Genomic DNA, 11,987 nt, shown 5'->3' on the forward strand with positions numbered 1-11,987 from the left:
ACATGACCCTTTATATCTTATTATTTTAGAACGACTTGATTAAAGAATTCTTCTATGTTTTCTTTCGGTTGTGCTCCGACCCAACGCGCGACTTCTTCGCCGTCTTCATAATGGACGAGTGTAGGCGTTGCTTCGATGAAATAATCTTCCCAGCCTTGGTCGTATTCCAATAGGTTGTATTGGAGAACTTCCACATCCATATCTTCTGCTGTTGGCATTAGAATAGGAGTTGTTGCTTGGCAATGCGGACAAGTCGGGCTAAAGAAGTAAACCGTAGTCGGTTCCCCGCTTTGGATTTGCTCATTGACTTCATCCGGCAACGCGATGTTCTGGTAGTTCTCGTCATCCAGCTGGTCAATCGTCGCTTGGTTCAAATCTTCTTTGTCGTATGGATTATCGGCTAATTTGCTTTTATTGGACTGATTGGTCAAAAAGATGATAAGTCCAAAGATGATAACTACGGCTGCAGCAATCCAAATTAATTTTGAAATACCGCTTTTCTTTGTTTTCGTATTCACTTTACGCTTCCTCCTTAAGGGTTTTCAGTAAGTACATGCTCATTCCGGCAATTAAGATGAATGCAGTCAGCGCTAAAAACGGAATGGTGATAAATCCTAGCCAGTTAATGTATTCCCCAGTGCATGGAACTTGTCCGCAAGAAGGAGCGGAATCAGACAGGAAGTCCAGCTTTTGCAGCCCATAATGGTAAAGCGAAATGCATCCGCCGATAAGTGAAAATACCAGGGCAGTCAAAGCAATCCGTACATTTTTCTGAGCGTAGGCAATGCCGATGATGAGAACCAGCGGATACATGAAAATGCGTTGGATCCAGCATAGCGTACAAGGAACGTAGCCTCTGATTTCAGAAAAATAAAGGGAGCCGGCTGTAGCAACAAGTGCTACGACCCACATGGAGAGCAAAATATTGTCTTGACGTTTCGTCACGAAAGTCCCTCTTTTCTATAGTAACATCCTTGAAATTATAAATGTTCTGGCGCAGCAAGTAAAATAATATCAACCTGGACAGCGTTCCTATATAATAAAGTTTGAAACTTTTGTGAAGGAGTGGCTGCAGTGCCAGAACAATTCGATTTATCCCATTTTGAAAAAAGCATGATCATCCGGGAAATGACCTATTCAGATATTAGCGCGATTTTGGAAATGCAGCGCCTCTGTTTTCCTGGAATGGATCCATGGAAAGAAGAACAATTACGAAGCCATTTAGGGGTTTTCCCACAGGGGCAATTAGTGGCAGAACTTGACGGCAAAGTGATCGGTTCTTGTTCCAGCCTCTTAATAAATTTTGATGAATACGATGACCGCCATACATGGGACGATGTAACCGACGGCGGCTATATCACGAACCACAATCCCGACGGCTATAATATGTACGGAATTGAAGTGATGGTCCATCCGGATTACCGCCGTATGCAAGTTGGCCAGCGCCTGTATGAAGCAAGAAAAGAATTGGCGCGCGAATTGAATTTGAAGTCGATCATTCTTGGCGGACGCATTCCGAATTACCATAAACATTCAGATGAAATGTCTCCTAGAGAATATGTGGACGCTGTTTCACGCCATAAAATCTACGATCCGGTCTTGACGTTCCAGTTGATGAACGGATTCCAATTGATGCGCATCAACCCGAATTATTTGCAGGATGATATCGCATCCGGTAAATACGCGACATTGATGGAATGGAATAACGTGGATTATAAGCCGATTTCGAAACGCCATTTTAAAACGAGTCTGCCAGTGCGCATTTGCGTCGTTCAATATTTGATGCGCGCAATCGAATCATTCGATGATTTAGCGAACCAAGTGGAATACTTTGTGGACGTTGCATCAGATGCCCATTCAGATTTCGTGGTTTTCCCTGAGATTTTCACGACGCAATTGATGTCTTTCCTAAACGAACCGTCTCCAAGCCAAGCGGTACGAAAATTAACGGAATATACGCCTCAGTATATTGAATTGTTTACGGATCTTGCGGTGCGCTACAATGTCAACATCATCGGGGGCTCGCATTTCGTCAAAGAAGAAGATGACGAGATCTACAACATTGCGTATTTATTCCGCCGTGATGGATCGATCGATAAACAATACAAAATCCATATCACGCCGAATGAACGCAAATGGTGGGGGATTTCTGCCGGAGATTCCGTGCGCGTATTTGATACGGATTGCGGGAAAATCGCGATTCAAATCTGCTACGACATCGAATTCCCGGAACTTGCCCGCATTGCAACGGATATGGGCGCAAACATCATCTTTACGCCATTCTGTACAGAAGATCGCCAAGGTTACCTGCGCGTCCGCTATTGTGCACAAGCCCGTGCTGTGGAAAACCAGATCTACACGGTCATCTCGGGAACAGTCGGCAATTTGCCACAAACGGAAAATATGGATATCCAATATGCCCAGTCCGGCATTTTTGCACCATCTGATTTCGAGTTTGCCCGCGACGGCATCGTCGGTGAAACCAATCCGAACCTGGAAATGGTGTTAATCGGGGATGTGGATCTTGAGATTCTTCGCCGCCAGCGCCAAAACGGGACGGTCAAGCAATTGAAAGACCGCCGCCACGACGTCTACAATGTAGAATACAAAAAAGATTAGTCCTGAACCGCTTCTCACAAAGAAGCGGTTTTTCAGTATATTAAAAATAAAATTTACTAAGTTGCATTCAGAAACCGTTACTCCGCAGCTGTTTTGCGCAAGAGTAGGAGTTTAAAAGCGTGATGGTACAGTAATAGCTTATCTGCTGCCTTGCATCCTCGGCTTATTGTGGGAATCCTGTCCATAGCGCCGAAGCGGTCTATAAAATGGATGCTTTAATTCGACTGATTTCTTGATGCTCTACACAACCGCTTCTCACAAAGAAGCGGTTTTTTTCTGGATTATTTGGTAAACTGAATGGTAAAGACTCATAGAAATGGTGGGATGGATATGACATGGCAGGAACGGATCAAACGTTGGCTTGAACATGACCGGCTGGATGAAGTGACACGGGAAGCTTTGACGCTCCTGAAAGACGATGAAAAAATGGCGGAAGACGCATTTTATCAGGATTTAACATTTGGCACAGGGGGCATGCGCGGGGAAATTGGCCCGGGGACGAACCGGATGAATGTGTATACTGTCAGAAAAGCATCCCAAGGAATCGCTGATTACATAACTGACAATGGTGAAGAAGCAAAAGCCCGCGGCATCGTCATTGCATATGACAGCAGAAGAATGTCGCCGGAATTCGCCGAAGAAGCGGCTCGGACATTCGCTGCAAACGGCATCCATACGTATCTTTATAATGGGCCGCGGACAACTCCGCAATTATCATTCAGTGTGCGGTATCTAAATGCCTTTATGGGCGTTGTCATCACTGCAAGCCATAACCCGCCAGAATATAACGGCTATAAAGTCTACGGCGAAGATGGAGCACAATTGAACTTGGAGGATGCAGACCGAGTCATCAGCTTTGTCGGAAAAGTAGAAGACGAATTGAAGATTGAAAATGAACACTTCGAACCGGAATTGCTGGTCCGAATTGATGAAAAGATCGATAAAGTATATATCGACCACGCCCTTACAGTACAGGAACACACGGCAGCACCGATCAAAGCGGTCTTTACGCCGCTCCACGGAGCATCAGGGGCAACCGCTAAACGGCTGCTTGATACAGCTGGCTATACGGATATCGTCTATGTGGACGAGCAAATGCAGCCGGACGGAGAATTCCCGACGGTGAAATCGCCGAATCCGGAAGAAGGCTCCGCTTTTGAAATCGCGATGAAATACGGAGAAAAAAGCGGTGCCGATGTGTTGATCGCTGTCGACCCCGATGGAGACCGCGTAGGTCTTGCTGTCTGGACAGGCACGCATTACGAATTATTGACGGGCAACCAAACCGGCGCCATTTTAATTGAGTATTTACTCAGCCAGAAAAAAGAAAAAGGCACGATGCCCGAAAAAGGCCGTATCTTTAAAACCATCGTCACGTCGGAATTCGGCCGTGTGATTGCTGAATCTTACGGAGCGGATTGCGAAGATGTATTGACAGGCTTTAAATTCATTGGTGAAAAACTCAAGCATAACGATGAAAATCCGACTTTTGATTTTCTTTTCGGATACGAAGAAAGCTATGGCTATCTGATCCGCGACTTTGCACGTGATAAGGATGCTGTCCAATCGGTCTTGCTCGTCATCGAAGCGGCTGCGTTCTATAAGTCACAAGGCAAGAGCCTTCACGATGTATTGGTCGAATTATACGGACGTTTTGGCTGGTACCGCGAATCGCTCGTGTCGATCACGAAAAAAGGCGTCGATGGCGCACGCGAAATCAGCGCATTGCTTGAAGGGCTTCGAAATGAACCGCTGCAAGCCATTGCGGGAATTCCTGTAGCTTCGATTGAAGATTACGAAACCCAGAACCGGATTTTTGTCGACCTCGGCACGAATGAAAAAATTGAATTGCCGCAGTCGAATGTTTTGAAATACTTCTTGGAAGACGGGTCGTGGGTTTGTGTGCGGCCAAGCGGCACGGAACCGAAAGTGAAATACTATTTCGGAGTAACGGCTGAGACCGAGCAGGAAAGCGACGAAAAACTGGAATTCATCAAAGAATCCTTTGTCAACGAATTGAATAACCGCTAATTTAGAAGCTCCCTTAGCCAAGGGGGCTTTTTCATTCGAAAGTACGAGGCATAGAAACTGTAAAAACGTGTAAAGTAAGAGTATTGGCAAAGAGGTGAAGAAAATGGTCATGGACGAACATTCAAATGTGACATTGCTAAAAGAGATCGCCGAATTATTGAACGAAGAAACCGATATGAAACGGATGCTAGACGGAGCGGTCTGGAAACTATTGAATGGCTCGAATTTTGAAAGCGCATGGATCTTTTTTATCAACGAAAAAGGCAAGCATCAATTAGTGACTCATGCAAACCTTCCGCCAGCCCTTCAGCGAAATGAATGCCGGCATTTGCAAAAAGGCGGCTGCTGGTGTGTCAAACGGTACCATGACGGGGATTTGGAAAAAGCTTCAAACATCATTGCTTGCCAGCGCATTGAAAACTCGATTGCAGCTAATGCCGTGGACCACGGAGGAATTACGCATCACGCCACGGTTCCGCTGCAATCGGGCGAAGAAAAATTCGGTTTGTTGAATATTGCAGCTCCGGACACGGTCCGCTTCTCAAAAGATGAACTGGCTTTATTGGAGTCGGTAGCTTTTCAGATTGGTTCAGCGATTAAACGCATCGGCTTGACGAAACAGGAACAGGAAATGGCGCTGGTCAAAGAGCGCAACCGGCTGGCTCGCGATCTGCATGATTCGGTCAATCAATTGCTGTTTTCGGTGACGTTGACGGCACGCGGCGGCATCGAAATGTCTGAAGAGGAAAATGTCCAAGGCACTTTCCGAGACATCCAGCACTTGACGCAAGAAGCGCTCAATGAAATGCGCGCACTTATATGGCAGCTGCGTCCAAAGGGACTCGAAAGCGGCTTGCTTGAAGCGATACAAGCTTACGGGGAAATGCTCGGATTGACATTGGAAATGAAAGTGACCGGCGTGATCCAATTGCCTTCTCGTACAGAAGAAACCTTGTTCCGCATCGCACAAGAAGCGTTGAATAATATCCGCAAGCATTCTGGGATCAACAACGCGCAATTATTTTTGACGGTGACTTCTTCGGATGTGTTAATGGTCATCAAAGACGAGGGCCGAGGATTTATCGTGGATGAACGGCTGCAGCTGCCGTCTATCGGCGTCCAAAGCATGCGGGACCGGGCGAAAGCAGAAGGCGGGACTGTCGATTGGTCAAGTGAAATCGGCAAAGGAACTGAGATTCTTGTAAGAATTCCTTATTAGGGGAAAGGGGGAGACCCGATGAAAGTATTGATTGCAGACGATCACCACGTCGTACGGCGTGGGTTATTATTTTTCCTGAAAACCCAAAAAGACATTGAGGTTGTGGGAGAAGCCGTCAACGGCAGAGAAGCAGTTGAAATGGCCGTTCAACTTCAGCCAGATATCGTCTTGATGGATTTAGTGATGCCGGAAATGGACGGCATCCAGGCAACACGAAAAATCAAAGAACAGTTTCCGGACATAATTGTCTTGATGCTTACGAGTTTTTCAGACCGCGACCATGTCGTACCAGCGATGGAAGCAGGGGCGGCTGGGTATCAATTAAAAGATATCGAGCCGGATGAGCTGGTGGCCTCGCTTCGCAGTTTAATGCGCGGGGAGAACACGTTGCATCCGAAAGCGACTTCCGAGCTTGCCAAGGGACCGGTAGCCCCGGCTCCCCACACCATCAACTTATTGACGCCTCGTGAACAGGAAGTGCTCGCTGAACTGACGAAAGGGAAAAGCAATCGGGAAATCGCTTCGGCACTTTTTGTAACCGAAAAAACAGTGAAAACCCATATTTCCAATATCTTTGCGAAACTGGAAGTACAGGACCGGACGCAAGCGGCCTTGTATGCAGTGAAACACGGCTTAACTGAACCAGGCAAATGAAAAAGAAGCAACTTCTCCATTTAAGGGGAAGTTGCTTCTTTTTGGCATGGGTTTCCGATTTAACGCTTTTGGACAGGGCGTTTTCGACTGTCTTTCGTGATTTGTTTCCATTTATTGCGGGCTGCTTTTTGAGCGGCCAAATTGCTTTTCCGCTCCATATGGGCGAGTTCCCGTTTAAGCTTAAGGTAGCTTTGGTAGCGGTCATATTTCAATTCACCGCTCGCTAATGCTTCCTGTACCCGGCATCCCGGCTCGTTATTGTGTTCGCAATCCCGGAAACGGCATAGTTCTGCCAAATCTTCGACATCAGAGAAGCCGGATTCAACACCTTCTTCATAATCGCCCAACTGGAATTCCCGCATTCCTGGAGTGTCGATCAATAACCCGCCTCCCGGAAGCAGAACCAATTCACGGTGTGTGGTGGTGTGGCGGCCTTTGCTGTCGTCTTCACGGATGTCTTGGACAGCCATTAATTCTTTGCCGGATAAGGCATTGATCAAGCTGGATTTTCCGACTCCGGACGAGCCTAAAAGCGCGCCGGTCTTGTGGTCTTCGAGCAATTTCTGCAATTGGTCGATTCCCGCGCCGGTCACACTGGAAACGGCATAGACCGGAACGCCGAATGCGACGCTTTCCACTTCGGTGATGAAAGGTGCGAGATCTTCGCACTCATCGCTTTTCGTCAAGACGACGACTGGATTTGCTCCGGAATCCCAAGCGGCCAGTAGATAGCGTTCCAAACGCCGCACGTTGAAATCGTGATTCAACGACATGACGAGAAATACGTAGTCCACATTAACAGCGATAATTTGGATATCCGAAGTTTCTCCGGCTGCTTTTCTTGAAAACTGCGAAGAACGCGGAAGGATGCTGTGGATGATTCCTTTTTGTTCTCCGGGCATCTGTTCGACCATTACCCAGTCGCCGACTGCCGGAAATTCACCGTGAACGTGCTCATGGCGGTATTTTCCGGATAAAGTAGACAGCCACTCCCCGTTATCGGTAACGACGCGATACATATTCTTATGTTCCAAAACGACGCGGCCCGGAATCCCGACAGCCCCTCTATTTTCTTGCCATTTATCATTCCAGCCAAAATGTTCGATTAAATTCAATGTAATTTCCTCCTATTATGCAAAATAAAAAACCATGGATGCGCGCAAATCGCAATCCATGGTTCCCGGGCATAATGGAAGAAGCGTATCGTCAGCGATACACAGAGCGGGACATTATGGATTGGATTTGCGGTTTAAAAAACAATGAAATAGCCATAATGCCTCACCTCTTTCTTCAAGTTAATTTAAAGATACTGGATAAGCCTGAAATGGTCAAGCCTTTTTCAGAAAAATTATTATTGTCTATTTTCCTTGATTTTGTTAAAACGGAAGTAAAAAGGGGTATGAACTAAAATAAGCAAGGAATACGGAAAGAGGAGGAAGTTGGATGGCACATTCGAAATGGCTGAAACTCGGAGCAGCTGCATTTCTATCTGTTGGCATGCTTGCAGCATGCGGCGACGGAGATGGAGATGGCGACGACGATACGATAGAAGTGGATGACCCAGTTACTGGAGATGAAGATCCGGAAGGCGAAGGGCCTCAAGGTGAAGATCAGACCGATGATGATTTGGAAGAAGATAACCAAGACGGGGACGAAGCAGAATAATCCGCTGGAAGGCCACTCATAGAGTGGTCTTTTGTTTTTCAAAAATAAGGAAATAGGATGAGCTTTTTCTTAGACTCATTGGGTATAGATAACAAAAAGGAGGGGAATCGATGGCTTCATCTCATTCAGAAAATGTGGAATTGTTTTCGCCCGAGTTTACACGCAATCCATATCCGGTTTATTCCAAGCTCCGCAGTATGGACCCGATCCATCAAGTAAGGTTTCCAGATGGACAACGCGGCTGGCTTGTTACCAGTTATGAAGACGGGACAGCGGTATTGAAAGACCCCCGTTTTATCAAAGATTTCTCCAAGCTTTATGGCAGCAGTATGGACCAAATGTCAGTTTTTACACAAAACATGCTGTTTTCAGATCCGCCCGACCATAAACGGCTCCGAGGGCTTGCCCAAAAAGCGTTCACGCCGAAAATGATTTCAGGGATGCGTGAACGGATCGAGGAAATCACAGACGAATTATTGGAACAGATGGGGGACAAAGAACAAGTCGATTTAATCGATGAATTTGCTTTTCCGTTGCCCATCATCGTCATCTGCGAAATTCTTGGCGTGCCTTCGGAAGACCGGGACAAGTTTCGCCGGTGGTCGAACTCGTTGATTGAAGGGACCAGCGGTGAAGCCGGAGTCAGCGTTTACGAACACATGACGCAATTTGTGCAGTATTTAGGGCAGTGGTTTTCAAAAGTGCGTGAACAGCCTGGAGAAGACTTGATCAGCAAACTCATCATTGCAGAAGAAGAAGGCGACCGGCTGACCGAAAAAGAACTGTATGGAGTCGTATCGCTGCTGATTATCGCTGGGCATGAAACAACCGTTAATTTGATTGGAAATACAGTCTTGTCTCTAATGGCCTATCCGGAACAGCAGCGGCTTTTAAAAGAAAACCCGGAATTGATCACTCAAGCGCTCGAGGAATCACTGCGTTTTAACGGACCCGTTGAGTTCAGTACATCGAGGTGGGCAAATGAAGACATGGAATTCCAAGGGAAGCAATTCCATCGCGGCGATCTTGTCGTGGTGTCTTTAAATGCAGCAAACCACGATCCAAAAAGGTTTACGGATCCGGAAACCTTTAATCTCACCCGTGAAAAAAGTCCACATTTGGCGTTTGGAATAGGCATCCATTTTTGTTTAGGTGCGCCTCTTGCTAGGCTGGAAGGCGAAATCGCCATTTCAAAATTGCTCGAAAAATTTCCTGATTTGGCATTAGCTGTGGACGAAAGCGAATTGGACTGGCGGCCTGGAATGATTGTCCGTGGGGTAAAAGAGATCCCACTTCGCATCCAGTAAAGGTTGGAGCATGCTTCCAGCCTTTTTGGTTTGCACTCTTTTTGAAAAGGGAAATTACGGGCTAACTCGATATAGAAAGTTGTGATGGTAAATGAAGCCCGTTTCTTATTTATTCAAAGAAAAAATCTGGATTACGCCCGCCTTATACAGCATCGGTGCGATTCTATTGTCACTGGCTGCATTTTATCTCGACTTGCTCGTAATCGGCAAAATCGCCGATTACATTCCTTCCATCTTTTTGACGAAAGTGGATGAAGGGCAAACCATACTGGGTATTTTAACGGCAGCGATGCTGACGATGACGACGTTTACGTTTTCGACTGTACTGGTCGTGCTGACTATGTATTCTTCCCAATTCTCTCCGCGTGCCCCTGAAAATTTCATCCGAAGCGCTACGACTCGCCACGTACTCGGCATTTTCCTTGGAGGCTTTTTATACAATATGCTGTCGCTTCTTTATATGCAGGAAGGGGTCTTCGACCATGAAGTGTTGTCGACATGGATCGGAATCGTCATTGTCTTTCTTTGCATTGCGACATTTTCCTACTATATCCATTTTGTCGCTACCAATATCCAAGTTAGTACATTGATCAATAAACTAATCAAAGACGCTGAAAAAGTCATTGCTTATTACAAAGGGTTGTACGATCAAAAATACGCAACCTTGGAAAATTGGAAGCCGCAAACTTTGCAGGGAACGGTGAAGGCGGAAAAAGCGGGCTATGTGCAATTTATCAATCTCGCGGAACTTGTGGAGATTGCTGAAAAAGAACAAGCCGAGATTGAAGTTTTGGTGAAAATCGGGGACTATGTTTTTGAAGGGAAGCCAATCATGAAAATCCATTCGAACGGGTCCAATAAACTCGATTTGAAAGAAAGATTATTGATAGGAGATGAACGGACAGCTGAGCAGGATTTAGGGTATGCTGTGCAAAAAATCGTCGAAGTGGCCATTCGGGCGACTTCCCCGGGAAGACAAGACCCAAACACGGCCAACGACATTTTGGTACGGCTCGGCCATGTTCTTGGTGAGATGGGCCATTTGATGACGGACGGTTTGGTGTTGACGGATGAAACCGGGCATAACCGGCTGCTTTACCGGTTTTCTGCTTATAGCGATATTCTTTATAAAGCTTTTTATCAAATTGTCTATCATAGCAAAAAAGACATCTCGGTATTTATTGCCATGGCCAATTCGTTGATTGTGGCGGCATCGATAGCACCTGAGATGAGGCACGATGCAATTTGGAAGATCATGCTTTATATTCTGGAAGGCATCAGCGGAGGGGAATTGAAATCATTGGACCGGGAATTTCTCCAGCAGAAAGTCGATGAGCTGGCAGAGCTGACCGGACATGAGAAAGTGATAATTGTGTAAGAAGATAGAACGAAATAATTAGAAAACAGGATTAAGGAGAAGAAAAGCGGGAAAAAAAGCAATAACAACCAAGAAGGAGGAGAGAGCATGAATCATGTAAAAGCATTGGCCATGAAGTTTCTTATGATTGCTGCAGTCCTACTGATTATTTTGACGTTATTCTTTGATGTGCCTTTTGTTAATACTTTATGGATCAGCTTGGTTCTGACTTTAGTGGCTTACGTGATGGGTGATTTGATGATCTTCCGCAAAGCGGGAGATCGCTCAGATCAAAACAAACGCAACGCAATTGCGACGGTTTCAGATATTGTCGTAGCGTTTCTATTAATTTGGCTAATGGGTGAAGCGCTAGTGAGCAATGATGTGAACATCATTACCCCAGCGATTATTTCTGCCATTGTCATTGGCGGGGGTGAATGGTTCTTCCACAAATACTTGGATCGAAGCGTCTTCCCGGAAAAACAGAATCATCCTCATTCAACTGTACATTGACGAACAAAAAAAGGCCCTTTTGAAAGGGCCTTTTTTTACGTCTATTTCGAAGTCACATCAATGCGTTCATGTGAACCGCCTGCTTGTTCGATTTTGTTGATCAGTGAACCGCTCATTTCAAAAATTCTGCCTGACGACATCTCGATGGAATCGCCGTTCTTAAAGTACAACGCAATGGATTCAACGGTATTGGTATTGTCTTTTTTCCCGATCCGCTCTTCTACTTTCTCAAAGTCCTCCCAAATATAGCTTTCTTCGGAGAAAGACAGCGGAGAGTTATAAAAGAATTCGTCCTCGGTCATATAATAATAATCGCTCAGCGACAACGAAACACCAAGAGTTCCTAATGCAAAAAGAATGCCGCTTATCAAATATCTCTTTAAGCGATTTTCAAAAACTGCCAAGGCAATCAAGCCGCACGCAACTAAAGCGATGCCAATGCCGCCTGTGATCAAAGAAAGATAGGAAGTGCCGACATAAAGAGCTGCTGGCGTAATAAAAACCGTTTTTAGCGGATAGAAAACGGCGGTTGGTGCAATAAGCGATGAAATAAAAAGGATAATCGCAAACGTGATGTAGACAATTCTCCTTTGGTCAACAAAATCATACATGGTACATATCC

Annotated in this window: 12 protein-coding genes; 8 read left to right on the forward strand and 4 right to left on the reverse strand. The window is 45.7% G+C overall.

The genetic code is table 11. From position 1 onward, the window contains the following. Positions 1-20: 20 nt before the first annotated feature. On the reverse strand, positions 21-491 hold the full coding sequence (locus AC2EXB_RS05485; protein ID WP_251480551.1) for a thioredoxin family protein: 471 nt from the start codon (positions 489-491) through the stop codon (positions 21-23). Between the two features lie 28 nt (positions 492-519). Then, positions 520-945 (reverse strand): disulfide oxidoreductase, encoded by a 426-nt coding sequence (locus AC2EXB_RS05490; RefSeq protein ID WP_235198631.1) that lies wholly within the window; start codon positions 943-945, stop codon positions 520-522. Between the two features lie 129 nt (positions 946-1,074). Between AC2EXB_RS05490 and AC2EXB_RS05495 the strand changes: the two genes are divergently transcribed. The 4 genes from AC2EXB_RS05495 (at position 1,075) to AC2EXB_RS05510 (ending at position 6,523) form a co-directional block, all read left to right on the forward strand. Continuing rightward, positions 1,075-2,619, forward strand: coding sequence for a carbon-nitrogen hydrolase family protein (locus tag AC2EXB_RS05495; protein ID WP_251480502.1), 1,545 nt, complete (start codon positions 1,075-1,077; stop codon positions 2,617-2,619). Between the two features lie 330 nt (positions 2,620-2,949). Continuing rightward, a complete protein-coding gene (locus AC2EXB_RS05500) occupies positions 2,950-4,650 on the forward strand; it encodes a phospho-sugar mutase (protein WP_483604027.1) in 1,701 nt (566 codons plus the stop codon). A gap of 103 nt (positions 4,651-4,753) precedes the next feature. Next, positions 4,754-5,869, forward strand: a complete 1,116-nt coding sequence (locus tag AC2EXB_RS05505) for a GAF domain-containing sensor histidine kinase (RefSeq protein ID WP_235198632.1) — start codon at positions 4,754-4,756, stop codon at positions 5,867-5,869. A gap of 18 nt (positions 5,870-5,887) precedes the next feature. Continuing rightward, positions 5,888-6,523 (forward strand): response regulator, encoded by a 636-nt coding sequence (locus tag AC2EXB_RS05510; RefSeq protein ID WP_251480507.1) that lies wholly within the window; start codon positions 5,888-5,890, stop codon positions 6,521-6,523. 59 nt (positions 6,524-6,582) lie between these two features. Here the strand turns inward: AC2EXB_RS05510 and rsgA are convergent, their stop codons facing one another. Continuing rightward, entirely contained in the window at positions 6,583-7,644 is a 1,062-nt protein-coding gene (rsgA, locus tag AC2EXB_RS05515) for a ribosome small subunit-dependent GTPase A (RefSeq protein ID WP_251480554.1), read from the reverse strand. A 322-nt stretch (positions 7,645-7,966) separates the two neighbouring features. Between rsgA and AC2EXB_RS05520 the strand changes: the two genes are divergently transcribed. The 4 genes from AC2EXB_RS05520 to AC2EXB_RS05535 all read left to right on the forward strand — a co-directional run bounded on the left by AC2EXB_RS05520 (position 7,967) and on the right by AC2EXB_RS05535 (position 11,365). Further along, positions 7,967-8,188: a hypothetical protein gene (locus AC2EXB_RS05520; RefSeq protein WP_235198633.1), complete on the forward strand. Its 222-nt coding sequence runs from the start codon at positions 7,967-7,969 to the stop codon at positions 8,186-8,188. A gap of 110 nt (positions 8,189-8,298) precedes the next feature. Further along, a complete protein-coding gene (locus tag AC2EXB_RS05525; protein ID WP_483604028.1) occupies positions 8,299-9,495 on the forward strand; it encodes a cytochrome P450 family protein in 1,197 nt (398 codons plus the stop codon). A 91-nt stretch (positions 9,496-9,586) separates the two neighbouring features. After that, positions 9,587-10,873: a DUF2254 domain-containing protein gene (locus tag AC2EXB_RS05530; protein WP_483604029.1), complete on the forward strand. Its 1,287-nt coding sequence runs from the start codon at positions 9,587-9,589 to the stop codon at positions 10,871-10,873. An 87-nt stretch (positions 10,874-10,960) separates the two neighbouring features. Then, on the forward strand, positions 10,961-11,365 hold the full coding sequence (locus tag AC2EXB_RS05535) for a YndM family protein (RefSeq protein WP_483604030.1): 405 nt from the start codon (positions 10,961-10,963) through the stop codon (positions 11,363-11,365). A gap of 41 nt (positions 11,366-11,406) precedes the next feature. Here AC2EXB_RS05535 and AC2EXB_RS05540 read toward each other — a convergent pair whose 3' ends face one another. Beyond that, a complete protein-coding gene (locus AC2EXB_RS05540; protein WP_483604031.1) occupies positions 11,407-11,976 on the reverse strand; it encodes a hypothetical protein in 570 nt (189 codons plus the stop codon). Positions 11,977-11,987: the final 11 nt, after the last annotated feature.

This window comes from Planococcus alkaliphilus (genome assembly GCF_057031095.1).

Excerpts from the sequence above, each read along its gene's own strand:
- AC2EXB_RS05540 (WP_483604031.1), bottom strand. The coding sequence starts at position 11,976 with ATGTATGATTTTGTTGACCAAAGGAGAATTGTCTACATCACGTTTGCG.
- AC2EXB_RS05510 (WP_251480507.1), top strand. The coding sequence starts at position 5,888 with ATGAAAGTATTGATTGCAGACGATCACCACGTCGTACGGCGTGGGTTA.
- AC2EXB_RS05520 (WP_235198633.1), top strand. The coding sequence starts at position 7,967 with ATGGCACATTCGAAATGGCTGAAACTCGGAGCAGCTGCATTTCTATCT.
- AC2EXB_RS05530 (WP_483604029.1), top strand. The coding sequence starts at position 9,587 with ATGAAGCCCGTTTCTTATTTATTCAAAGAAAAAATCTGGATTACGCCC.
- AC2EXB_RS05525 (WP_483604028.1), top strand. The coding sequence starts at position 8,299 with ATGGCTTCATCTCATTCAGAAAATGTGGAATTGTTTTCGCCCGAGTTT.
- AC2EXB_RS05535 (WP_483604030.1), top strand. The coding sequence starts at position 10,961 with ATGAATCATGTAAAAGCATTGGCCATGAAGTTTCTTATGATTGCTGCA.
- AC2EXB_RS05505 (WP_235198632.1), top strand. The coding sequence starts at position 4,754 with ATGGTCATGGACGAACATTCAAATGTGACATTGCTAAAAGAGATCGCC.
- AC2EXB_RS05500 (WP_483604027.1), top strand. The coding sequence starts at position 2,950 with ATGACATGGCAGGAACGGATCAAACGTTGGCTTGAACATGACCGGCTG.